The following is a 23,355-nucleotide window of genomic DNA, read 5'->3' on the forward strand; positions in this document are numbered from 1 at the left end:
TAAGGGTTAGTAATGTCCGCTACTTCTTATAAAGCCCGTTTCACAGATATGTTTGTGACACGGCCAATTTTAGCGATTATTTTGTCTTTGACCTTAGTGATCATTGGCACAATTTCCGCGCTGAAATTGCCCATACTTCAGTATCCTCAAATTGAGAATACCGCATTAAATATCACCACGGTTTATGTTGGTGCTTCGGCCGAAGAAATTCAAGGATTTGTTACCGATCCTATCGAAAAGGCCGCCGCAACCATTACTGGTGTGGATTACATTAACTCTAATTCAACCGCTGGCGTAAGTTCAGTAAGCGTTCAACTTGAATTGAATGCCGACAGCACTAAAGCCTTGGCTGAATTAAACACTCGCTTGAGTCAAATCCGTTTTGAGTTACCTCGTGGAACGCAAGATCCAAGCATTGATGTCGTTCGAGCAGATAGACCGTTTGCCTCTTTCTATCTGTATGCCGATACCAAAGAGTTCAACATTGCTGATTTGAGTGACTACCTGACTAGACAAGTTAACCCGCTATTTAATTCGCTTCCCGGCGTGCAAAAAGTTGGCTTAGTCGGTAGTCGCTCACCTTCTATGCGCATTTGGTTAAACCCAATCAAGATGTCGATGATGAATGTTAGTGCCAACGACATTCAACAAGCATTGATGAGCAATAACGTTGCCGCCACATTTGGCAGCACCAAAACTCATAATCAGCGCATTGATATTGTAGCTAACACTCTGCTTGAAGATGCATCCCATTTCGAAAATATCGTGATCAAAGAAATGGACGGTCGTAGTGTCAAACTCAGTGATGTGGCTAAAGTTGAACTTGGCGCAGAACAAGGTAACGAAGTCTCTGGTTTGAGTGGCCAAAACTCAGCCTACATTTCGGTTTATGCACAACCCGGCGCTAACGAAATTGCCATTGGTGACGAACTTTATAAAAAGATTGCAGAGTTAAACCAGCGTCTGCCAAAAGATCTGCAAATCAAGATGGCTTATGATGCTACCGAATATATGCGTGATTCGATTAAAGAAGTATTCTCAACTCTAATCGAAACCGTATTATTGGTTGGTATTGTTATCTTATTAATGATGGGCTCATTCCGCACCGCATTAGTACCTTTGATAACGATTCCAATCTCTATTCTTGGTGCAGTCGCCGCAATGACGTTAATGGGATTCTCATTAAACTTATTAACTCTATTGGCAATCGTGCTATCTGTAGGTTTGGTGGTTGATGATGCCATCGTTGTAGTTGAAAACGTGGCAAGGCACATGCGTAAAGGCATGAGTGGACCTAGAGCCGCGTTACTCAGCTCTCGACAATTATTTACGCCAATCATAGGTATGACGATAACCCTTGCTGCCGTTTATGCGCCAATTGGCTTCTTATCTGGCTTAACAGGTGTATTGTTTAAAGAGTTCGTATTTACCTTAGCTACGGCAGTACTTATGTCTGGTGTGGTAGCGCTAACGCTATCGCCAATTATGAGTGCTTATGTATCACCTGAAGGTGGTAAAGAAGGCAAAATTACCCAATTCATCAATGGTAAGTTTTCAAGCCTTGAAAAAGCCTATTCAGCCTTTTTAAGCAATGTGTTTAATTACCGCCCACAAGTGATTGCTGTGGCAATATTCTTCACTTTGCTGATTGTGCCATTATTCATGTTCTCAAAGTCTGAGCTTGCTCCTGTAGAAGATCAGTCTCAAGTTCAGATGTATGTAATAGCGCCACCTGAATCAACCGTAGATTTCACCAGTCAGCAGATTGGTCAAATTGTCGAAGCTGGTTTGCAACTGCCAAATACCAAAGATATGTGGCACGTTGCTATGCAAACGACAGGCTTTGGTGGCTTGCTGTTTGAACCTGTTGATAAACGTGAGCAAAGCATTCAAGAACTTCGTGGACAAGTGTATGGCGTGATCAGCCAGTTCCCTGAAGTAAATGCCTTACCCAACTTACCATCATCACTACCAACTTCTGGTCAATTTGATGTGGAGCTGATTGTGACGTCGTCTGATCCACAAGCCAATATGTCAGGCATTGCACAACAATTGGTTTATGCAGCTTTCCAGTCGGGTAACTTCATGTTTGCCGATACCGATTTGAAAGTGGATTTACCGCAAATCAAATTTGAGTTTAACAAGTCAAAAATTGCTGACTTGGGTATGACGATTAGTGATGTTAACCAGCAGTTGTCTTTCTTGCTTTCTGATAACTATGTCAATCGCTTTAACCTAGACGGTAAAGCTTATAAAGTGATTGCTCAGGTGCCAGATGAGTTCCGTAAAGATCAGCAAGCCATTATGCAGCTGCAACTCACCGCCCCTAACGGTAAGCAATTCTCGTTATCCAGTATTGCTACTGTGGGTACTCAAGCGGCACCTAGAGCGTTATCGAAATTCGGTCAACGTAATTCATTTAGAATTTACGGAGGTATTGTGCCGGGTGTGACTAAAGATCAGGCCTTAACCTCACTTGAGCAAGCGGCAGCAAATATTCTGCCGATGGGTTATAGCATTGACTATATGGGCGAATCACGTCAGTTACGTAAAGAAGGTAACACTTTAGTCAGTGTTTTAGGCATTGCATTAGTATTTGTATTCTTTGTACTGGCCATACAATTTAATAGCTTCCGCGATCCTTTGGTGGTATTGCTTGGCTCTGTACCTCTGGCATTATCTGGTGCATTGTTGTTATCATTTACTAACTTCACCACTATCAATATTTACTCACAAATTGGCTTAATTACTCTTGTTGGTCTTGTTGCTAAAAACGGTATTTTGATTGTGGAGTTTGCCAAACACTTACAGCTTGAAGGTAAAGATAAAACTCAAGCCGTTATCGAAGCAGCAAGCGTACGTTTACGTCCAATTTTGATGACAACTGCCGCAACCGTATTAGGTCACTTCCCATTAGTGCTAGTGAGTGGTGCAGGCGCTGCCGCGCGTAACAGTATTGGTTTGATATTGGTGGCAGGTATGTTGATTGGTACTTTCTTCACCTTGTTTGTATTGCCAGTGATTTATTCATACTTGGCTGATTCGCATCAAACAAAAGAGCTTGAAGAACTGTAATAGAAAGAATCATTACCCTTTTGGCTGGTCTCGTACCAGCCTTTTTTATGCATATGATTTAGGCTGACTTTCGCTTTCTTTGATTAATTTTTCAAGGTAACTCTTCTGCACTGAAAAAATGGATGGTGAAGAATTAGGAGCATCCTCAGCCTGAAGCAATAGATATAAAAATGGTAACGACTTAGGACTGTTCATTGATAAATACACTGAGATGAACATGAAACTATACAAATCATTGATGTCTTTCATATCCAAGCATAAACCTTTGGATACCAGAGGTACTAATTCATTCTCATGATTTATCGGAAAGAATTGATACAAAAAAGACCTATTTTCAGGTTGCAAATAAAACGCTAACAGTTCTAAATTTGCGCTTGGGTCAAAAAAATTCAAATCACAAACGTGGTCAAATTCTTCATTAGCTTCAACCGAACCTAGCAAAGGTATAGCACCTTTAAATGTTTCGACAAGAGAGTCTATTGTGTATGGCTCAGTTGCATTATCGTTTTTCAATACCTCATGCATTCTTTCCATAGCCGAGTCTATCTCCAATAAAGCAAGCCGCCAATCAAAAGGAATCCGATGCAATGCTGAAAAACTTAGCATAGAGAATAGAGACATCGGAACGCCACTTCCACTTATGCCAAGCATCTCACCTTGGTTATTAATAATTTTGCAATTGGAGAGCACAATTGGATGTAGACTCTTTTTCCTCAATGCCTTTTCTTCATGTGGAGGGTATGAACCTAAAACTGGAGACATTGAAATAGGATGATCTTCATACTTCAATAGAGAAACAATAGACTCAAAAGTAGGTATAAAAATAGTACTAGCCTGCGAGTGATAAAGGATCATTCCAATCGGGTTTGAACACAGGGTTTTCAATAGTCTTAATCTTTCCTCAGCCAGCTCTGTCAATTCGTCCCCGAGCGTAAATCCATCCTCTGAAAACTTAACACCCTTTATCACGATACAGTCAAAATGTGGGACATTTACATCCTCAATCAGCCTTTGAAATGCTAAGGGTCTACATTGTTTAGATTCATTTTTAAGCTTGTCTGCAACACAAGTTTTAACCTTAAGTAAATGATGTCGATTTGTAGGGCTTTTTAAGTCCGCCACATCAATAGATTCACAGGGAATAGCATCAAATCCACCTCCACATTGGAACTCCCTATACAATTGAATAATGATATAGTTATTAACGAACTGAACCTTATCCAGTTTACTTTGAAGATACAGCAAAATAGCGGCATTTTCGGCATCAGGATCTTTAAATACGCTATTATTCCAATCTCTAGCATTAATTTCTGACTCAAGGTTAGTGGCGAGCCTCTGTTCTAGGTCTAATAGTTTTTGCTCAAGCCTACCCCCCCCTTGAGTACTTTGAGTTAACTCTCGATATCTCTTCGTATTGAAAAGGGAATCTCTTTTCATAGGTTCAGCTTTTTGTAAGCCTTCTAAAGAGAAATTAAATAACGTTTTTTCTATGTGTTCAGTTGAACCAGCGTATGCAACCATAAATCCCCCTACTGGGTTTCAAGACTAACTCAACACAAACAACAAAAAGAAGTTAATTATGATTCACTTAGGATAGACAGCTACTTCAGTATTCATAAATGATTTTGTTCAACATTTCATAGCGAGAAGCATACAACCACAATGATTCACAAGTCATTACTGTGTATTAAACGAGTCGACATAACAAAAAAGCCCGCTAACTTGGCGGGCTATATACGATTTATGGTTAAATTAACCTTTCGGATTTGGGCCGTATTCGTTATCGTCATGACTATCCATAACGAAGAAAATAAGAAGAACAATCGAACCAATAAGTGGAATTAATCCAATCAATAACCACCAGCCGGAACGACCAGTATCATGCAAGCGTCGTGCGCCTACAGCCAGTGATGGAACGAGTAATCCAAGTGATAACACTGTGGTCAATATCCATGTTCCCATGAGACCATCAACAACAGCTAACACAACGTAAAAAATGAGGTAAAAAAGAATAAACATCCAATATTCTTGTCTACGTGCTCTTCCCGAAAAATCGGCATACTTTTTTAAACAACCAATAAAGTGTTCCATTTCTTTCCTTAGAATTTAGTTATGAATTTGTAGCTTTATTTTTATATCACAACTCACAAAATGTTACTGGTCTAACCTGCTTATTTGTTAGGCTTTTCTGAAACCCATAGATGTATCATTCCTTTTACAACGACTTTGTCGCTAGTGTCGTATGCTGTAACAATGACATCCAAGTCACCAGCTTGCCATTCTTGTTTCACCTCGGCCACACATCGAATATCACTTCCCGACTTTGCAGTGTAATCAACCGTCATGCCTTTTGGTATCCAGCGAAGGTGCTTGGGAATTGAAGCTTCAGCTACAGCTCCCATTGCCATTTCTAAACCATTACAAATTGCAATTACATGAACCGTTTTAATGTGGTTCTCAACACTACGACGTTTTTTTATCACGCATTCACAATAATTATGTCTGAGCGTCTTAATCCTTGGGTTTGCTGTAGCAAAATAAGGTGCTTTATGACAAAAAATTTTTGAAAAAAACCATTTTCCAAAGGGGTATTTGCAGCACTTTTTGTAAAGGCTTAGCACTTTGTTATCGCTTGAACTAACTTGATTTTCCATAACGTCCATATTCAGTGGTCGGATGAGCATATTGTTTAACCTATACGACAAGCAAAGACAGCGCAATAAGTTTCGGTATAATGCCTTCATTGATAATTTATAAACGGAACAGAAGTTGAATTTACTTAAGACTTACTTCAAGGGAGTGGCAATGGGCGCAGCGGATGTGGTGCCTGGAGTCTCTGGCGGTACCATCGCATTCATTACCGGTATTCTCGATACCTTACTTGGCAGCATCACCAAAATTAAGCCCTCACTTATTGGCATGATTAAGCGTGATGGAGTTAAAGCCACTTTTGACTACATTAACGGTAGCTTTCTCGTTTCATTATTTGCAGGTATTCTAACCAGCATCTTTACCCTAGCTAAGCTGATCTCTTGGTTGTTAGTCACCCACCCTATCCCCATTTGGTCTTTCTTTTTTGGGCTGATTTTAATTTCTGCTGTGCATGTTCTTAAGCAAATTAATGGCTTTTCCATTCAGCGATTGGCTTGTTTTGTGGCGGGCGTTGGTATCGCTTGGGGCTTAAATCATCTCACTCACATTGGCTTAGAGATCAACCTATTTACCATTTTCATCGGTGGTTCGATTGCCATATGTGCGATGATCTTACCCGGTATTTCAGGCAGCTTCTTATTACTTTTACTTGGTCTATATTCAACAGTTTTAGGCGCCGCTAAAAGCTTTGATATCACCACTCTTGCCGTATTTGCAGCAGGTGCGGTTTGTGGGCTTTTAAGCTTTAGTCGATTTTTATCCATGTTATTGACGCGTTGGCACGATGCCACCCTCGCCTTTTTAACTGGACTCATGCTTGGTACGCTTGGGAAGATTTGGCCTTGGAAAATCACCCAAAGCTGGCGCATGAACTCAAAAGGTGAGCAAGTACCTCTGATTCAAGAAAATCTATCACCTTTTGCCTATCAACATGCCACAGGTGAATCACATCAATTGATTTTAGCCGTGATCTGTATGTTAAGTGCTATCGTACTGGTGTTGGGATTGGAAAAAATCGGCCGTCGCTCCGATACTGATACAAAGTAATTTATGGTTGGGACACACAATGCAATTTAACGCTGAAAAAATTCAAATAGGCATCAGCTCATGTTTATTGGGTGAAAAGGTTCGTTTTGATGGGGGGCATAAAAACTCCACTTATTGTAAAAAAGAACTTAGTCAGTTTTTTCGATTCATCCCTGTGTGTCCCGAAATGGCCATTGGGCTAGGTGCGCCCAGAAAATCCATTCGCTTAATCAAAGACGGTGATGTCATTTTGGTACAAAGTGGCGATGGTAGCTTAGATGTCACCCATGAATTGAATGAATTTAGCCATAACAAAGTATCACAACTGGATAAGCTTGGTGGCTACATTTTTTGCTCTAAATCTCCCACCTGCGGAATGGAACGAGTATTGGAGTACAAAAAAGGAACCAACAATGCCACCAAAACAGGTATTGGCGTGTATGCCAGAGCCTTAATGGAAATGTACCCATTATTACCCGTTGAAGAAGAAGGTCGCTTACACGATCCCAACTTGAAAGAAAACTTCTTCACTCGGGTATATGCTTATCATGACTGGCAATGCATGATGCACTCAGGGTTAACCAAACACAAATTGATCCAGTTTCATTCTCGATACAAATATCTGATCATGGCTCATCATCGTGAAAGCTATAAAAGCTTAGGGCCTTTATTGGCCGATTTATCTAACTTAGAAGAAGTAGCCGAGCAGTATTTTACAGGCTTTATGACCGCCTTAAAGCACCGAGCCACTCGAAACTCTCACACCAATACTCTGCAACATATTCAAGGTTACTTTAAGCAAGATTTAACTAAAGAACAAAAACAAGAACTGACAGATAGCATCGCAAAATACCATCAAGGGGTTGCACCTTTGTTAGTTCCAATCACTCTTATCAATCATTACCTTAGAGAATTTCCAAAAGAGTATATTCAAGATCAGGTTTATCTAAACCCACACCCAGAGGCGTTAAAACTCAGATATGGATATTAAGTCGAATTCAGTTATCTTTTGGTTTCGCAATGATCTTAGAATTAGCGATAATCAGGCTTTAACACAAGCTAAAGAGTATGCAGATAAACACCAATTGCCGCTTCATGCGATTTATCTTGCTACGCCAGCACAGTGGCAACAACATGATCAAGCCCCCATACAATTGGACTTTATTGAGCGTCAACTTAACCAGCTGTCCCAGTCATTAGCACAGCTTGGTATTCCATTATCCATGTTCAATGTGAATGATTTCCAAGCTCAGATGGACTGGCTTATTACTCAGCAGCAAGATGGTCATATCAAACAAGTATTTGCAGGGCTAGAGCCTGAATGGAACGAAAGACAACGAGATCAAACCTTACTAGACTCAGGCTTTCCAATCACATTTACCGACGAGCACTGCTTGCTGCCTCCGATGTCTGTAAAAAACCAGCACGGGATGATGTATAAGGTGTTTACGCCATTTAAAAATCGCTGGCGTGAAATAATGCAAAGTGTGCCTGTTGAACCATTAGGCAAATTAACGGCTTTTGCCGCCCCGACTCAAGCTCAACCCATTACCCTAAACTGTGATAAAACCAGCAGCCAACAATGGCCCACCGGAGAGAAAGCCGCTCACCAACTTTTGCGTCAATTTTGTAAACAAAACCTTGCCGACTATGGTGAGCAGCGAGATTATCCAGCGCTACACGTCACCAGCCAGTTGTCGCCCTATTTAGCAATTGGCATACTCAGCCCAAGACAATGCTTAGCCGCGTTACTGGCTGAATTTCCAAATGCCATTGTTGAAAAAACACCGGCTGAAATGTGGCTGAATGAACTCATCTGGCGTGAATTTTATCGTCATTTATTGGTGGCTTTTCCCAAGCTATCACGCAATCAAAACTTTAATGCTCTTGCCAATAATATTCAGTGGCAAAATAATCCAACTGATTTTCAAAAATGGTGTGATGGACGAACAGGTTATCCGATTGTCGATGCCGCCATGCGTCAGTTAAATACAACAGGATGGATGCACAATCGCTTGAGAATGATAGTAGCGTCGTTTTTAACTAAACACTTGCTCATTGATTGGCGTTGGGGTGAGCAATACTTCAGACAAAAATTAATAGATGGTGATTTAGCGGCCAATAATGGTGGCTGGCAATGGTCAGCTGGTACTGGCTGCGATGCCCAGCCTTACTTTCGAATTTTTAATCCCATAGAACAAAGCAAGAAGTTTGATCCTGATGGTAAGTTTATTAAAGATTTTGTGCCAGAGTTAGCTGATGTCAACGCTAAACAATTGCATCAAGCTAACACTTTTACCGAAAAAGGGTATTTGATATCTGAACAATATCCCCTTTCCATTATTGAACATAAGGCTGCTAGAGAAAGAGCTATGGCAACGTTGAGTGTAATGAAAAAGCAGAATACCTCTTGATGGTTAAAAACCTTTGTCTAAAAATTATCATAAGGGGTTAACGTACTCATTAGCGTTTGAAAACTGAATGCTTCGTAATGATATGCTTATCAACCCATTCTCTAGAAGTTTGAAACGTGCCTCTACCAAGCGTTTCTCTAACTGTTTTATTTGACGACACGGCAACATTAATTGAAGCAGATAATTGTACTGTTAACTTACTCGCCCATGAAGGACCATCATCTTTAGTATGAAAGTGATACTCTGGACTGCGACAGTTTACAGCAACAGTTAAATCGTATTTGATTTTCCCTGTATAGCCATCCTGATCTTGATATCTAAAGTTTAACGCGTGTGAGTCAAGTAAGTCGCTACAATGTCCCGTCCCTCCCATTCTTGTGGTGTCACCTCTAGAGACAAAGAGTCACTTTCATCAAACAAACTAGTACGTTCAATTGTTGATGTTATTGCAGCCATGAATTACCTCTGACATATCCACGTGTTCTAAAAAAATTTGTTTATTTAACCAATTTATCACTACTTTGCATCAACGCAAGTTAAACATCATTCACCTTTATTTAGCAAATTCGAAACAACGTGGCGACATTGAATCTAATAAAGAAACAACCATAAAATGTCATTTTTCTTAAACTCAAAGTTAAACTTTCTTTTTATTTTTCAGCAAACTAACACTATTACAATAAACTTAAACGTCTCCATCTTGTATTCAAACTAAAAATTTAATGGCAATTGTTAGAACATTTGAAGAGTATGTGATCGTTAATCATCAAAACTTTATAGTTAACGATGATGACTCAGAAGCAGAATTTAAACTTGATGATAGAAGAACCTATAAAATCCAGTTGTCTTCTAAAGGCTATGCAACAAAGGTTATTAGAAGCTATTTAGCAACCAATTTTTGTGAGCAATTGAATCTCTGGGGTGCAGATCTTTTGTGTTTATCTACACGCTCTCAATTACAACAAATGTTATCGGAGCAAGATATACATACACTTCAAAGCAAAATTAAATTAAGGAAAAAAGGCGAGCTAGAAGCAGGAAAAACAATTGCCAGAGCATTCCTTAAATTTTTAGAGGTAAAAAAGCAGCTTCCAGTTAATGAATTTGGTTTTGCTGTTATACAAACCCAAACTCGCAGATATTACTTTGACCAAAGGTTTAAAAAGCAGAAACCGTTTAGAGCCCCAAAAAACCCAATAGAAGATGGTGAATTTGGTTCTAATAAAAAAGTGACAGCCATTGACGAACATTTTATAGCCCTACGCCCCATAGATCCTGCCAATCAAATGACTTGGTCACAATGTAAAAAACACCAAAGTTTACTTACTGAGCTTTTTGAGGAATTCCCTTGTATTTCCCGAGCACGCTGGGTTGAGCCTAATTTATTACTTTCAGAATACGCAGGCGATGAAGTTAAAACATTAATTACCGACTATTCTTGGCTGTTTAATCCTGCCGTATTTAAAGATGTGTGCTGGTTTTTAGCTGAGATGCATTCGAGAGGAATCGCACTAAGAGATATAAAACCTGAAAATTTTTGCACAAAATCCCTACATGCCCAAGTGAAAATTATTGATTTAGATGAGGTGGTTAATTTAGATGACTTACAGGCTGTCCACTATATGTATACACCATCAATGCTCACAAAAGGTCTTGTGCAAGGCATTGAAGCCAGAAACAAACATTTCGTGCTACAGGCTGATAAATACGCCATGTTAAAAACCATTCTTGAAGCAAGCTCGCTAAAAATCAGAACGCTTATTGCGAAAGAAGGAGTAATAATCGCACCAAGAACAGGTTTGTACAACTGGTCTAATGAACACCTATTCTTGCCTTGGATAAAAACCAATATCAAACCAGAATATCACCAAGCAGTGAAAGGCTTCATAGCTGAACCTACAGAAAACCCATTAACAGTTTCAGTGTTTGATGTAGTGGATTGGGAAAAGTGTAAACCAACGAGTTAACCCCTAAGCTTGCTGTTATCAACCGTTTTTTCGTCATAAAGTTCAAAAGGAAAAATGTTCCGTAGCTGCTGACTATGATTGTCACTAATGGTGGCTGAAATATGCAATCGAACACCATTTCTTTTTTCTGCTCTCACAAGTCCTGTTAGTTTGTTTTTCTTTGCTAAATCACGAGCACCGCGCTCAAATTTTGGTGGAATTTTACCTTTATGGCGATCCAATTTTCCTTGTTTAAAATGCATTTCAAACAAGGTAAGGCCTTGGCGATTTGAGAATAAAAAATAAATAAGAAATACGGCAGGCACTGCGATAAATACAACCTTCAAAAAATTATCCATTTTTTCCTCTCTAAAAAGTTGATGTTTTTTCTATACTATATTGATACTTTAATTATGTGAAACAGAGAATGATCTAAGGGACCATTATGGATTACAAATCAAGACGTCGCTTTCAAGGCTACTTTATTGCTTTTAGTATTATCCTTTCCTTGATTGGTTTTTCATATAACGTATGGCGACTTGAAGTTACCGAGCAAAACAGCACGATTCGAACAGCAAGCTTTGAGCTACTAAAGGAGCTTTCTGAGCTAGAACAACTGATTTACCTGCTTCATTATGACAAAAACACAAAAGATGGAAGTCCTAGAAAGGGCTGGGTAAAGGTTGGTTTAATAAGAGACTTAAGCCCCCTCGCTGGAGAAGAAGTAGAACAAATGTCCAACAAGCTCATGAGTACTTGGTCTAATAACTGGAATAGTGTTGAAAATAGCCGACAAGCCACCGACTCTGTAATAACCGCGATAGATAAAACCAGAGAGTCCATCAATAAAACACTTGCTTCGCTTCATTAGTCATTGGTTAGAGGACGTTCCCAATTAGATTTTTGATTGACCGACATACAAAGCAGTCGTTATTACATTGGCTGCTGTTAATTTTTTAGGTTAAACAAGGCGGAAAATGTGAAGTGTAGTAATCTACACGAACTTTTGACAACGCAGTTTAAACAAAAAAGAAACGCAGCCCTCCGGGTTACGCCTAAAATTGGCAAACTCTGCGTTACTCATCTTTCATTTAGTTCACTAAACTTCAATCTTCGTTCCTTGATTTCGCCAATTTTAGGCAGTAACAAATCAAAAAATCTTTAATTGGGAACGCCCTCTAGGACTCACCTTAACATTCGTGAACGATGTCGCTGAGCTGGCTTTAAATTATCGGTTAATGTTTTTTCAGTTACTACAAGCTTTGCAAGTTCGTCTCGATTTAACAATCTATCTTCATCAGCGCTCGGTATTTGTTGATGCTTATGAGCAGAAACATGTTGAGAGGTATGCACGTGATACCCTTCGTATTGCATCCCTAATTCTTCACTCACTTGTTTTAAATTATTAAGGTTAGGTACGTCATCGTCAAAGAAAATAACCCTTTGTGGAGACCAATTAAAATTTGTTTTTTCTTCCTCTAATATGGCTGAGAAACGCTCTCCCTTCCCGCCCAGTGAGCGACCATCACCATCTTTATATTTGGGATCACCTTTAGTGTTCAATACATCAAAAATAAATTCATAACCACATTTCTTTAATTTAGCTTCAGCCAAAGGTTTACTGGAATGTGGCGTTTGAGTGATGGCTATCAATTTCGCATTTGGATACTTTTCCTTGAACAGCTTCAATTTTTGGGGAAGTTTAGGGTCTAAACTTTTGGTATTTTTATCAGTACTACCATGATAATCCGTCTCAGTATATAAAGTCTCATCTAAGTCGAAAACTAAGGCTATTGATTCATCAGAATGAGCTTGTTCGTTTAACTTATCAATAATTTGCGAAGGAGACATTACTACATGATGGCCGTGATCATCCATAAATGGCTTTGAAGCCTGTGCTAATTGTTCAGCATCAAATAGGTGTTCAGTTGCAGGTTTAGAACGCTCTGAACTGTGTGCAATTTTTGTTTGACTTGAAGCATATCGAGAAAATAAATCTTGTGAAAAATGAGCTAAAGGCTTATCTGCTTCTGATAACTTATGCGGAGAAAAAAGAGATAAAAATGCACGGTGGAATTTAGCACTAAAATTATTTCTCCGCACTTCAACCTGATTGTCGGCTGGTGCACCACTTTGACTGACCACTTTCAATTGGAATTTTTTTACAGTTTTGCCGTCAGGTGTTTTTATGGAAAAAGATACCCAGCGGTCAGTTTTTGCTAGAGCTTTGGCTGTTACGCGTTCAGCCGCTACGACACTAGTGTCTTTATCCGTTAGAAATAAATTATTTCCATGTGTACCAACAGAGATACCACTCATTGAGAAAATTCCATTTAAACCAATTTACCTTTAGCTTAGTCTCTGCAACTTGAAATGCATAACCTAAAGCACAACCTCAATGCTTTTAACGACCGACTTAGCTTTTAACACTGCTGATTCAATATCCTCACCTTTGGCCAATGCAACCCCTAGACGGCGATGACCATTGATTTCAGGTTTTCCGAATAACCTTAGCTGTACTTGTGGATGGGAGAAAACCTGCAGCATCCCCTTAAATTTAATATTAACGGAGTGACCATCAGCGTTGATAGCCGCTGAAGCACTTGCCCCCAACTGATTAATTTGACTGATTGGTAACCCTAAAATGGCTCTAACATGTAAAGCAAATTGAGATAAATCTTGGCTTATCAATGTAACTAACCCCGTGTCATGAGGGCGTGGTGAGACTTCAGAGAAATATACTTCATCACCTTTTATAAATAGCTCTACTCCAAAAACACCGTATCCTCCTAAAGCTTTTACCACTTTTCGAGACACTTCTTGGGCTTGCTCTAAGGCATGTTTTGACATGGCTTGGGGTTGCCAAGATTCTTGGTAATCGCCACCTTGCTGTCGGTGACCAATAGGTTCACAAAAATGGATACCATCAATGGCATTAACGGTTAGCATTGTTATTTCAAAATCAAAGTTAACGAAGCTTTCAACAATTACACGGCCAGTGCAACCTCTAGCATCTACCTGAGCATGCTCCCATGCTTGTTCATTTTCAGCTGCAGACTTTACAACACTTTGCCCTTTACCCGATGAACTCATCAAGGGTTTAACAATACAAGGAAAACCAATGGCCTCAATGGCTTTGTCCATTTCTTTTCGAGTGCTACAAAAGAAAAATCGAGACGTTAGTACGCCTAATTGATGGGCCGCTAATCGACGGATCCCTTCTCTATCCATGGTTAACTGAGTAGCTTTAGCTGAAGGAGCGACTCTCACTCCTTCTTTTTCTAGCTCAATTAGGGTCTGAGTATTTATAGCTTCAATTTCAGGAATGATGATGTGAGGCTGTTCTTGAGTTATCACTGACCGTAACGCTGAGTCATCAAGCATATCAATTACATGAGAATGGTGTGCAACGTGCATTGCTGGCGCATTGGCATATCTGTCTACTGCTATCACTTCAATGCCTAAACGTTGTAATTCGATTGCGATTTCCTTACCCAGCTCGCCGCTACCTAATAACAATGCTCTCAATGCGCTCTTGGATAATGCGGTACCTAACATAACTCTCCTCACTTACATTAACAGAGTATTAAATCCTCCCCAGTGAAATAGAACAATAGTCTCAATCTGGGTAAGATGCCATCAGATATAAGTTTAAAAGGGTATGGCTTCTATGGCTCAAATTCAACAACTAGAAAATCTTCCTTTTATTGAATATGGAACCCTTACCGTTGATCCTGTAAACAATCAACATGTTTATTTTAAATTAAACGATAGCAAAACTTACCTAATCGAGTTATCCGAAGAGGGCTATGCTGAAAGGGTCACTAGAAGCTTTCCTACCAATTCACCATATAAGCGATTTCGACAAGGTGTCAGTGATGCCTTTAAAATATCAACATGCGCTCGACTTAAACACATTTATCGCCGACAAAATGTCAGAGATTTTGCATCTTTTTGTGATAGCTCAAGGCTTCGTTCTATCGCCCCCAAAGTCACTCAGAGCGTCAAAGAAAACTATCGCCTTGTACAAAAAACTCTCGCAGAATCTCCGGTAAACGGTTTTGGGTTTAGGCACCTCAAATCTGAACATTCTGATTATTATATTGCCGAAGATCCAACTCAAGAATCATATTGTGTCCCCAAAAAGCCAATAAAAGACTCTGTTTCAGGTAGATCTAAGGAAGTGTGTGCTCTATCAAAGGAACTTGTTGCATTAAAAACACGGGAGGAAAAGTATAATTTTGTAGCAAAGGTATATCGCAATCGACAAGCATTAGTTAAAAAAGCCGAAGAATCTCCCGCAGTTTGTAAAAGCCAAATCGTATCTCCTAGCATGGTTATTTGCGAAAATGGAGGCAAAGACTTGCATGAATCTCTATTAAAATCATACAGACGATTAACTCCTTCGGTCTTTAAAAATGTCTGTGAATTTGTTGCCCAGCAGCATAGTAACAATATTATTCTAGGGGATATCAAAAGTGAAAACTGCGTTAAAAAAGGAGTAGGTGAGCAAGTGAGACTGATTGACTTAGATGATATGCGACCACTCACTGCGGCTCCTTTATCTCTGGATTTAGGCACAGAGACTTTACTCACTGATAATTTATTTACAAAGTTGGTTGAAGGAGAAAAACAAGCCTATTTTAATGCAGATAATTATGCGTTACTGCTAACCATGATGGAGTGCAGTTCATTTTCTATAAGGCACGAATTAGATCCAAATTTCCTGCGAGTAAGACCACAAGTTAGTGTGTGTAATTCAAGAAACACTTCTAGCTTCTCTAATTGGATTAATAAAAATATCTTAGAGCCATACCGTCCAGCTGTAATTGAATTTATTAAAAACCCTAGCGTTCACACTTTACCTAAGTCTATCTTCGAATTAATGGATTGGGATAACTGCCAAGTGACATATTAGGGCGTGTTAATCTTTCAGGATTAAACTTTGTGCTATTTGAGCACTTTTCTGTTCAAGACGTGAGCAGTGAAGCTTAGTCATCTAAGTAAGCTGATCACAACACAGAACAGGAAGTGCTCAAAAGCATCGAAGACAGCGTAAATTGGTCATTTCTGCAGCGTTATCGTTTGTTCATGTGGGGCAACCACACTTCACAAACTCTGCCTTGCATAAAATAACCAATTTATCGCTGCAAAAATAATCACGAAAGATCAACACGCCCTAACTTCTAACCAGAAAGACTTCCGATTGAGTCAGCATTCTACTTTCTCCACACTTTAACACAGGATCAAGCTCTAACAGACCAACGGACAGTCGATGCAACTCAACAACAGGGTTTCGGTAGCGACCAAACATCCGTTTAATTTGATGATACTTTCCTTCTAGTATCGACACTATGGCTTCTCGCTCAGCAACGATTTCTAACTTGGCAGGCAATGTAGTTACTCCCTCATATTCGAAGTGAAAGCCATTCGCAAAGCCTTCGATGTATTCATGTTGAATTGGGTTGGCGAGTCTAACTTTATATCGCTTGGTTACTTTATGCTGGGGATGCATTAGTTGAGATGACCAACGACTATCGTTGGTAAGCAAAACTAGACCTGAAGTATTTAAATCTAAACGTCCTACAATATGCAGTTCGTGTTTTTGAGGGTGGTTGATAAGATCTAATACGGTTTTGTGGTTAGGGTCTTGAGTTGCACTCACCACGCCAACAGGCTTATGCAGCATAATGTATATAGGCTGGTTCGATTGGAGAGTTCTATCATCCACTAGGATATGGCTAAACTCATCTATTTGTTTGTCCATATCCTTACAAATAGCGTCATCTACTTTAACTCGTCCTTGAAGCAATAATTGGCGAATCGCTTTTTTGGGCTGAATTAATTGCTTCGCTAAATAGCGATCTAATCGTCCTCGCTTACTTTGCATAAAATTTATAAGCACATCGACGTGCGCCTTCAACAATGTGTTCTTCTCGGCTCACTGTCGCACAGGCTTCAAACAATTGCTGAAACAACTGAAGTTCTGAACGGCAAAAACTCTGGCACTTAGTCGCCGCTGCGCAAATTGGACAATGGTTTTCATACAACGACCACACATCATTATCTTGCTCTATGCTAGCCATATACCCTTCTTGGCTGCGAATATCAGCCAAAATATTCAACTTTTGCTCAATCCCCACTGCTAAAGACATGGCTTGTTGGTAAACTTCAAAACTACGAGCCTCACGCTCATCAATCAATTTATCTAAACCTGAATCTCCAAACACAACTTTAATCGAATCGATTAATTGGAGAGATAAATCTTCATGGCGATCTTCAAAACGCTCAACGCTTTTATCTGTCAGCTTCCAATATCGAGTTGGACGACCCCGCCCCGCGGATTTATCAAAGGTGGTAACGTCATCTGACTCTTCCAAAGACAGTAAGTGCTGCCTTACTCCCATTGTCGTAAGTGATAGTTCTTCAGCAAGCACTTTTGCCGTTAGTGCGCCTTGGGTCTTAAGTAAATTGAGGATTTTTTGAGAAGTTTTCATATCAGCTTCCTTGTCCTAATAACCCCATTATCAAATAAAAACACAATTAAATAAACTCTTTTATTTATTTTTACTTTACAGCATTAAATAAACAATTTACTTTATTAAATATCAAGATGAAAAATTTAGAAAAGGGATATGAATTATGAAACTAGCTATTTTTAGCGGTAGCCATAGAAAAAACTCACAAAGCGCCAAAGTAGGTGAATACATAAAAAATAACGCAGGGAAATTTACCCAAGTAACTCACACTGAATTAGCTGATAAACAGCTGCCCTTTTGGGATGCTAGCGAAAATCGTGGACCTTACTGGAACGAACTTGTTCATGAGGTCGAACAAGCCGACGCGCTTGTTCTTATCACTCCAGAGTGGAATGGTATGGCTTCCCCACTATTGAAAAACTTTTTGATGATGCTCCCAAACAAAGCGACAGCTCATAAACCTGTAGTGTTTACCTCAGTGTCGAGTGGCATTAGCGGTGCGTATCCTATCGCTGAATTAAAGTTGGATGGCACTAAAAATAACAAACTATTGCCGCTCCCTGATTACTTAATTGTGCGAAGCGTGGAAGACGTGCTGAATGAAGACGAACATAGCAATCATGATCATCAAATTAGAGGAAGAATAGGTTACAGCTTGCACACGCTTCATTGCTATGCACAAGCACTAACACCTATGCGAGAGCAGCTTCTACTCAACCCTTTTCCTAATCAAGAAAACTATTCGTTTGGAATGTAAGGAGACAATATGATTCGATTAGAACACGTAAATATAGTTGTTAGAGATTTAGATGAGACATTAGCCTTTTACCAAGCTGCATTTCCTCATTGGAAAGTGAGAGGTGGTGGCGAAAATATCCGGTATGGTATGGCAAGCAATTGGTTACACTTTGGCGATGATTATCACTACCTCGCATTTAGTGACCATGGAATAGAAGATGGTCGTGATTTGAAAACTTCACAAATAGGCTTAGCCCATATCGCTTTTACTGTTTCCAATCTTGATGCGTTAATTATCCGACTAGAATCAGCGGGATATCAAATTGCCATAAATGGAGCAGAAGATCCAAGCCATAAAAGCGTATATTTTATTGACCCAAACGGAATTGAAGTAGAATTTGTTGAATATTTAACTGACCTGCCGAGTGAGAGAAATCGTTATTAAAATTGGTTCGACCAAATGATGAAATATTAATATTTATTCAATAGTAGGTTCATTATCAATGTCCTAATCTTAATAGATAGAGATTTAGCAATGAAAACGGATATTTCACTCAAAGAGGTAAAAGGTTATGAGCGATCTATCCGTAGACTCAACTAGGGGTATGCTTTCAGCAGATCAGCCTACCCCTTCAACTGTATCAGAATCTGAAAGTGCAATTGATTTGAAAGAACAATTTACCAAGATGGTGAATCACTTTATGGCATATGAAAAAAAGCTGGAACTAAAACTTGCAAGCTTAAAGCAGATGCTGCAAGACCTCACTCAAAGCAGCAATTTAATTCTTATCAATGCTCAATCATCAGCTGCCACAGCCCTCGATGAAGCCGATAGAAAAAGAGAAGAGTCTTTGCAAGTTACACTTCATGATGTGAAACAAGGTCTAAAAGAAATACAAGATGATGTAAAAGAGATCAAACGCATAACCGCTGAACTTGTAAATAATCAACTATAATCAAGTCATATTCATATACAAGGAAGTCAAAATGAGCCCTATTGATTCAATTTCTGGCGGTCAACAACCTATGGGATTAGATCCCGCTCCTGAAAGGCATGGAAAACTTAATACTGATGAAATTAAAGCAGTATTAGGTCAAGAACTTGCTACTAAATTCTCCCAGATAGATAAGCAAGTCGACGAGCTTAAAAAAATGTTGGATACACTTCCAGCAGATGAGGGAGAACAAGCCCTAGACTTGAACAAAAATGTGATGAAAGAGCTTCAACAAACACTATTGCAAGCATCTGCTGCTCATTTTAAGCCCTCAGCCGAAGAACAAAAGGTTTACGCTAGCGCAAAAAATGATCCCAAAACTCTTAAAGATCTGAAGGGTATTGATCAAAAGGCTTTTGAAGTAGAGAAATTAACAGTCCTAAATAATGTATCGCGGTATTTTCGTAACACTTATATTCAGCAGCTTGATATCCTAAAAAAACTGGCTGATGTTGAATTTACATTAGCCCAAAATAATCAAACGATTAAAAAATCTCTACTAAGGTAAACTAGCTATAATCTTCTAATTACTCATCAACAAGGAAGTCAAAATGAGCCCTATTGATTCAATTACGAGCGGAAGTGTCAGTCAAAATATAGATCAAATGCAAGAAGCTAAGCCCAAATATGACGAAGCTAAAATGAAAGCTCTGTTTGGGCAAGACATTGCAAAAAAGTTTAATAAAATTAACGACGAACTCAAAACGCTGAAAGGCTTATATGAAAACCTTCATTCCCAAGATGCGAATACTGTTGCTAATAATACAGCTTCTGTTCTTGAATCATTAGATGGTGCATTTAAAGCAATTCAAATAGATGATGGCGATTTATCTCCTGAGCAAGCCAAGTTGTTTGCTGATATGAAAAAACATTACAATGAAGCTCTAGCAAACGCAGTAAACATTGCACAAAAGATGTCTGTTTTAGAGAGTCAAATGCAAGCTGACAACGAAAAAATTAGAGCACAGTTGAAAGGTTAGTCAGTATTAAATTTTTGCTAGATAAAAGAGGCGATACCTAATGGCAACGCCTCTTTTATATGGAGCACCAATCTACCTTATTTTAGTAAGTGTAACTCACTTGTAGAGATAACCCCGTTCCCGGATCCTTGGCATAAACCTGAGTACCTTGCTGATCATATTCCGTTTCAGAGCCTAGCAAATTTTTCGCTTTAAACTTAACAGACCAAAACTCATCAGGTGTAAAGCTATAAGTAAAATCTAAGCTGCTGAACGGCTGCTCATAAACGTCATCCAAGCCACCACGACCGCCGTAGGCAATGCGCTCACCAAAGATGTTATAAACTAAGGTCGCACTGTGAGCTTCATCAGGTGAATCAAAGCTCAACTGTAAATTAGCCACCCACTTAGAGTGCCCTGTCATACGACGTTTTAAGTTGGTTGGGTCAATTTCACCATTAGGTAAAATTTCAATTTCTGAGTCACTTAGGGTTAAATTACCAGCAACAAAGAAGTTTTCACCAATACCGCCGAAGAACTCAAGGTCATGCAAAAACTCAGTTTCGATACCGTAAATCAAACCTGATTCAGCGTTATAGAACTTCAACTGACGACCCGCTTCAGAGATACGTTGAATTGGCTCGATTGGTGCTTCTAAGTCTTTGTAGAAGCCGCCAACGCTGAAGCTGTTACCTTCGTCAGAGTACCACTCCCAGCGAAGGTCAAAGTTTACAATATCTGAACTGTTAAGTTCTGGATTACCGAAGAAGTCAAAACCAGTAACAGGATCTTGGAATCGAACTGGTGATACCTCACGCAAATCTGGGCGCACAACCGTTTTACTCACCCCCAAACGCCACTGGGTAATATCAGAATCTTTCCAAGTTACCGATAGCGATGGATAGATACCGTCATCTTTAATGATGTAATCAAGTATATCGTAACGGCCATTCTCATCAGAAATCTCGCCCTCTGGTGTTAATGGTAACGTTACACGGCGGAAATCTTCATAACGAATACCCGCGTAAATGCGCCACACATCGTCAAAATCAATATCGACACTACCGAAGTAAGCATCATTCTTTTCAGTGGCGACATAATCTTCTGTATTTGTAGATGCATCTCGAAGCTCAAGGCTTAAACGGTTCGTATCAATGTTTTCGTTTGAGAAAATTTGATCAAATCGCTCAGATAAAATTGAACCATGAGTAGATGTCGGCGTTAGACGAACTTCCAGACCTAAACGGGTTGCTTTACTGTCACGAACACGTTCGTAGTATTGGTAGCCACCTCTAACTTTTACCATGGTGCTGCCAAACTCTAACGGTAACGTTGCATCCCAACCATAGTTTTTAGAATCATCTTCCAGATTACTATAAACGTACTTTGGCGCATCTTGGGTGTTTAAAATAGGGTTGGTAAAAGTGCCATCATCTTGCTCAATAACATTATAAGTGTATGACAGTTCATTTGGCGCATAGCGACGTGAGCGTGAATCAGAGTACATCCAGTTTGCTTGAATATCCCACAAATCCACTAAGTAGTGTTCGCCGCGAATTTGGTTGCTGATCAAAGTACGCTCTTCGTATTCAATCTCGTTGACTTGAAGTGCATTGGGTTCGCTAATGGTATCAATGGTTTCTTCAATACCAATCGACACATCATCTGAAGTATCACGAAGATAAGTCGTAAATGTCTCTATTTTGTGGTCATCATTTAATTCGAAACCCATGTTGAACATGCCGGAAAGCTGTACAACAGACTCTGTGCCCTTTATGTCCTTCTGGTTTTCAATTTGTACATTATCTTTACCGCCATCTAACTCAACTTCTCGCTTAGTGTAATTCTCAGACTTACGCTTATAAGCCACAGCGGCAAGTGCACCGAATACTGATTCTTCACCGATGTCCCACTTATCACCAATGGCTAAGTTTGCATTTATGGGTGTTGGTGTGTCTCTAGTTTCAATCGCCATATTGCGGTTTAAATCTAACGCTAATGAACGGTTGAGGCTTTGAGCTTGTTGGAAGTTCAGTGTCCCTTTTGAGCCAGTTATAATATCAATAGGACTGATACCACCATAAGCCTTGATGGTATTAGTGATGCTTTGAGGCATTGCACGAGAGCCGTCATCTTTACCCCATTTGTCATCGCTGCCACCTTGATAGGTGTAACTGTCGTTTGAATCATTAGAATTATATTCACTACCTACAGACATCTTGAACATGAAATCAGATGGGATCGATTTGGTACGAATATCAACGTGACCACCACCAAAAGCAGCAGGCATATCAGCCGAGGCAGCCTTTTGGACCGACAAGGACTCAATGATGGATGATGGGAACATATCAAGCGGCACAACGTTACGAGTTGGATCTGGCGATGGAACCACTGCACCATTTAATGAAGTCGATGAATAACGCTCACCTAAACCACGCACGTAAATAAATTTACCGTCTTTTAAAGTCAAACCCGTTACGCGGCGAAGAGCCGCTGCCGCATCGCTATCACCAGTGCGGCTGATTTGCTCTGCCCCCATCAAGTCAGCAACAGTAGGCAACTCTCGTCTTTCTTCCATAGCAGCTGAAGCAGAACTTCTTAAACGACCAATCACTTGTATGGCTTCAATCGGAAAATCGTTTTTGTCGATAACCTCATTTTCATCAGCCGTTGTTGATTCAGCTTCTTCAGCTGAAAATGCAGGTAAAACAGTAAAAGCAGCCGCCGCAGATATAGCAAGGGCAATGGCTTTGGTGAGTTTACTTGTGGAAAAATTTGGCTTGGTCTTCATTTCTTGACTGTCCTGTCTCAAACCGTCATCTGCTGCGGTTTTCATTCACTATGTACCTAGGGGGCGTCCCAATTAGATTTTTGATTTGCTGCTGTTAATTTTGTGGTTAAACAAGGCGGAAAATGTGCGGTGTAGTTACTACCGACATACACAACTGTCGTTACTTCGTTTCTACATAAACATTTTACAACGCAGTTTAAACACAAAATAAACGCAGCCCTACGGGTTACGGCTAAAATTCGCAAACTCTTCGTTACTCATCTTTCGTTTAGTTCACTAA

General features: G+C 39.7%; 22 protein-coding genes. 12 read left to right on the forward strand and 10 right to left on the reverse strand.

Features of this window, described 5'->3' with window-relative positions; genetic code table 11:
* Window positions 1–12 precede the first annotated feature (12 nt).
* Entirely contained in the window at window positions 13–3,075 is a 3,063-nt protein-coding gene (locus tag D5018_RS00610) for an efflux RND transporter permease subunit (RefSeq protein WP_121837052.1), read from the forward strand.
* A gap of 45 nt (window positions 3,076–3,120) precedes the next feature.
* Here the strand turns inward: D5018_RS00610 and D5018_RS00615 are convergent, their stop codons facing one another.
* The 3 genes from D5018_RS00615 to D5018_RS00625 form a co-directional block, all read right to left on the reverse strand.
* On the reverse strand, window positions 3,121–4,596 hold the full coding sequence (locus D5018_RS00615; RefSeq protein WP_121837053.1) for a hypothetical protein: 1,476 nt from the start codon (window positions 4,594–4,596) through the stop codon (window positions 3,121–3,123).
* A gap of 231 nt (window positions 4,597–4,827) precedes the next feature.
* On the reverse strand, window positions 4,828–5,166 hold the full coding sequence (locus D5018_RS00620) for a DUF805 domain-containing protein (RefSeq protein WP_121837054.1): 339 nt from the start codon (window positions 5,164–5,166) through the stop codon (window positions 4,828–4,830).
* Between the two features lie 80 nt (window positions 5,167–5,246).
* On the reverse strand, window positions 5,247–5,729 hold the full coding sequence (locus D5018_RS00625; RefSeq protein WP_121837161.1) for a hotdog fold domain-containing protein: 483 nt from the start codon (window positions 5,727–5,729) through the stop codon (window positions 5,247–5,249).
* Window positions 5,730–5,844: 115 nt separating this feature from the next.
* Here D5018_RS00625 and D5018_RS00630 point away from each other — a divergent pair, with 115 nt between their 5' ends.
* Genes D5018_RS00630 through phrB form a run of 3 tightly spaced genes read left to right on the forward strand, consistent with a single transcriptional unit; the run spans window position 5,845 to window position 9,167 of the window.
* Window positions 5,845–6,774 carry a polyprenyl-phosphate transporter gene (locus D5018_RS00630; RefSeq protein WP_121837055.1) on the forward strand — a complete coding sequence of 310 codons (930 nt, stop codon included), beginning with the start codon at window positions 5,845–5,847 and terminating at the stop codon, window positions 6,772–6,774.
* A gap of 19 nt (window positions 6,775–6,793) precedes the next feature.
* A complete protein-coding gene (locus D5018_RS00635) occupies window positions 6,794–7,744 on the forward strand; it encodes a YbgA family protein (protein WP_121837056.1) in 951 nt (316 codons plus the stop codon).
* On the forward strand, window positions 7,734–9,167 hold the full coding sequence (phrB, locus tag D5018_RS00640; RefSeq protein ID WP_121837057.1) for a deoxyribodipyrimidine photo-lyase: 1,434 nt from the start codon (window positions 7,734–7,736) through the stop codon (window positions 9,165–9,167). The genes D5018_RS00635 and phrB overlap by 11 nt, the downstream gene beginning before the upstream one ends.
* Window positions 9,168–9,216: 49 nt before the next feature.
* Here the strand turns inward: phrB and D5018_RS00645 are convergent, their stop codons facing one another.
* Window positions 9,217–9,540 carry a hypothetical protein gene (locus tag D5018_RS00645; RefSeq protein ID WP_121837058.1) on the reverse strand — a complete coding sequence of 108 codons (324 nt, stop codon included), beginning with the start codon at window positions 9,538–9,540 and terminating at the stop codon, window positions 9,217–9,219.
* Between the two features lie 349 nt (window positions 9,541–9,889).
* Between D5018_RS00645 and D5018_RS00650 the strand changes: the two genes are divergently transcribed.
* Window positions 9,890–11,134 (forward strand): hypothetical protein, encoded by a 1,245-nt coding sequence (locus tag D5018_RS00650; protein WP_121837059.1) that lies wholly within the window; start codon window positions 9,890–9,892, stop codon window positions 11,132–11,134.
* Here the strand turns inward: D5018_RS00650 and D5018_RS00655 are convergent.
* Window positions 11,131–11,472, reverse strand: coding sequence for a DUF3634 family protein (locus D5018_RS00655; RefSeq protein WP_121837060.1), 342 nt, complete (start codon window positions 11,470–11,472; stop codon window positions 11,131–11,133). The genes D5018_RS00650 and D5018_RS00655 overlap by 4 nt on opposite strands.
* An 86-nt stretch (window positions 11,473–11,558) precedes the next feature.
* On the opposite strand from D5018_RS00655, the gene D5018_RS00660 reads away from it, so the two are divergent.
* Complete coding sequence (locus D5018_RS00660) at window positions 11,559–11,984, forward strand: hypothetical protein (protein WP_121837061.1); 426 nt, start codon at window positions 11,559–11,561, stop codon at window positions 11,982–11,984.
* Between the two features lie 314 nt (window positions 11,985–12,298).
* Here D5018_RS00660 and D5018_RS00665 read toward each other — a convergent pair whose 3' ends face one another.
* Entirely contained in the window at window positions 12,299–13,432 is a 1,134-nt protein-coding gene (locus D5018_RS00665) for a hypothetical protein (protein WP_121837062.1), read from the reverse strand.
* Between the two features lie 63 nt (window positions 13,433–13,495).
* Window positions 13,496–14,671 (reverse strand): formate-dependent phosphoribosylglycinamide formyltransferase, encoded by a 1,176-nt coding sequence (gene purT, locus D5018_RS00670; protein WP_121837063.1) that lies wholly within the window; start codon window positions 14,669–14,671, stop codon window positions 13,496–13,498.
* Window positions 14,672–14,783: 112 nt separating this feature from the next.
* Between purT and D5018_RS00675 the strand changes: the two genes are divergently transcribed.
* Entirely contained in the window at window positions 14,784–16,031 is a 1,248-nt protein-coding gene (locus tag D5018_RS00675; protein WP_121837064.1) for a protein kinase family protein, read from the forward strand.
* A 261-nt stretch (window positions 16,032–16,292) separates the two neighbouring features.
* On the opposite strand, the gene D5018_RS00680 is transcribed toward D5018_RS00675, so the two are convergent.
* Window positions 16,293–17,003, reverse strand: a complete 711-nt coding sequence (locus D5018_RS00680; RefSeq protein WP_121837065.1) for a pseudouridine synthase — start codon at window positions 17,001–17,003, stop codon at window positions 16,293–16,295.
* Complete coding sequence (locus tag D5018_RS00685) at window positions 16,993–17,610, reverse strand: helix-turn-helix transcriptional regulator (protein ID WP_121837066.1); 618 nt, start codon at window positions 17,608–17,610, stop codon at window positions 16,993–16,995. Before D5018_RS00685 ends, D5018_RS00680 begins: the two co-directional genes overlap by 11 nt.
* A gap of 145 nt (window positions 17,611–17,755) precedes the next feature.
* Here D5018_RS00685 and D5018_RS00690 point away from each other — a divergent pair, with 145 nt between their 5' ends.
* From D5018_RS00690 to D5018_RS00710, 5 genes are all read left to right on the forward strand, one after another.
* A complete protein-coding gene (locus tag D5018_RS00690) occupies window positions 17,756–18,349 on the forward strand; it encodes an NADPH-dependent FMN reductase (RefSeq protein ID WP_121837067.1) in 594 nt (197 codons plus the stop codon).
* A 9-nt stretch (window positions 18,350–18,358) separates the two neighbouring features.
* Window positions 18,359–18,775, forward strand: a complete 417-nt coding sequence (locus tag D5018_RS00695; protein WP_121837068.1) for a VOC family protein — start codon at window positions 18,359–18,361, stop codon at window positions 18,773–18,775.
* Window positions 18,776–18,902: 127 nt separating this feature from the next.
* Window positions 18,903–19,286 (forward strand): hypothetical protein, encoded by a 384-nt coding sequence (locus D5018_RS00700; protein ID WP_133309212.1) that lies wholly within the window; start codon window positions 18,903–18,905, stop codon window positions 19,284–19,286.
* Window positions 19,287–19,317: 31 nt separating this feature from the next.
* Window positions 19,318–19,833, forward strand: coding sequence for a hypothetical protein (locus D5018_RS00705; protein ID WP_121837070.1), 516 nt, complete (start codon window positions 19,318–19,320; stop codon window positions 19,831–19,833).
* A gap of 43 nt (window positions 19,834–19,876) precedes the next feature.
* Window positions 19,877–20,305, forward strand: a complete 429-nt coding sequence (locus D5018_RS00710; RefSeq protein ID WP_121837071.1) for a hypothetical protein — start codon at window positions 19,877–19,879, stop codon at window positions 20,303–20,305.
* 82 nt (window positions 20,306–20,387) lie between these two features.
* Here the strand turns inward: D5018_RS00710 and D5018_RS00715 are convergent, their stop codons facing one another.
* Complete coding sequence (locus tag D5018_RS00715; RefSeq protein ID WP_243637350.1) at window positions 20,388–23,120, reverse strand: TonB-dependent receptor plug domain-containing protein; 2,733 nt, start codon at window positions 23,118–23,120, stop codon at window positions 20,388–20,390.
* Window positions 23,121–23,355 lie beyond the last annotated feature (235 nt).

Origin of the sequence: Parashewanella curva (assembly GCF_003675895.1) — a bacterium.
GTDB lineage: Bacteria > Pseudomonadota > Gammaproteobacteria > Enterobacterales > Shewanellaceae > Parashewanella > Parashewanella curva.

Coding starts and splice junctions, on each gene's coding strand:
- D5018_RS00610 (WP_121837052.1), top strand. CDS start 13: ATGTCCGCTACTTCTTATAAAGCCCGTTTCACAGATATGTTTGTGACA.
- D5018_RS00615 (WP_121837053.1), bottom strand. CDS start 4,596: ATGGTTGCATACGCTGGTTCAACTGAACACATAGAAAAAACGTTATTT.
- D5018_RS00620 (WP_121837054.1), bottom strand. CDS start 5,166: ATGGAACACTTTATTGGTTGTTTAAAAAAGTATGCCGATTTTTCGGGA.
- D5018_RS00625 (WP_121837161.1), bottom strand. CDS start 5,729: ATGGAAAATCAAGTTAGTTCAAGCGATAACAAAGTGCTAAGCCTTTAC.
- D5018_RS00635 (WP_121837056.1), top strand. CDS start 6,794: ATGCAATTTAACGCTGAAAAAATTCAAATAGGCATCAGCTCATGTTTA.
- phrB (WP_121837057.1), top strand. CDS start 7,734: ATGGATATTAAGTCGAATTCAGTTATCTTTTGGTTTCGCAATGATCTT.
- D5018_RS00645 (WP_121837058.1), bottom strand. CDS start 9,540: ATGGGAGGGACGGGACATTGTAGCGACTTACTTGACTCACACGCGTTA.
- D5018_RS00650 (WP_121837059.1), top strand. CDS start 9,890: ATGGCAATTGTTAGAACATTTGAAGAGTATGTGATCGTTAATCATCAA.
- D5018_RS00655 (WP_121837060.1), bottom strand. CDS start 11,472: ATGGATAATTTTTTGAAGGTTGTATTTATCGCAGTGCCTGCCGTATTT.
- D5018_RS00660 (WP_121837061.1), top strand. CDS start 11,559: ATGGATTACAAATCAAGACGTCGCTTTCAAGGCTACTTTATTGCTTTT.
- D5018_RS00665 (WP_121837062.1), bottom strand. CDS start 13,432: ATGAGTGGTATCTCTGTTGGTACACATGGAAATAATTTATTTCTAACG.
- purT (WP_121837063.1), bottom strand. CDS start 14,671: ATGTTAGGTACCGCATTATCCAAGAGCGCATTGAGAGCATTGTTATTA.
- D5018_RS00675 (WP_121837064.1), top strand. CDS start 14,784: ATGGCTCAAATTCAACAACTAGAAAATCTTCCTTTTATTGAATATGGA.
- D5018_RS00680 (WP_121837065.1), bottom strand. CDS start 17,003: ATGCAAAGTAAGCGAGGACGATTAGATCGCTATTTAGCGAAGCAATTA.
- D5018_RS00685 (WP_121837066.1), bottom strand. CDS start 17,610: ATGAAAACTTCTCAAAAAATCCTCAATTTACTTAAGACCCAAGGCGCA.
- D5018_RS00690 (WP_121837067.1), top strand. CDS start 17,756: ATGAAACTAGCTATTTTTAGCGGTAGCCATAGAAAAAACTCACAAAGC.
- D5018_RS00695 (WP_121837068.1), top strand. CDS start 18,359: ATGATTCGATTAGAACACGTAAATATAGTTGTTAGAGATTTAGATGAG.
- D5018_RS00700 (WP_133309212.1), top strand. CDS start 18,903: ATGAGCGATCTATCCGTAGACTCAACTAGGGGTATGCTTTCAGCAGAT.
- D5018_RS00705 (WP_121837070.1), top strand. CDS start 19,318: ATGAGCCCTATTGATTCAATTTCTGGCGGTCAACAACCTATGGGATTA.
- D5018_RS00710 (WP_121837071.1), top strand. CDS start 19,877: ATGAGCCCTATTGATTCAATTACGAGCGGAAGTGTCAGTCAAAATATA.
- D5018_RS00715 (WP_243637350.1), bottom strand. CDS start 23,120: ATGAAAACCGCAGCAGATGACGGTTTGAGACAGGACAGTCAAGAAATG.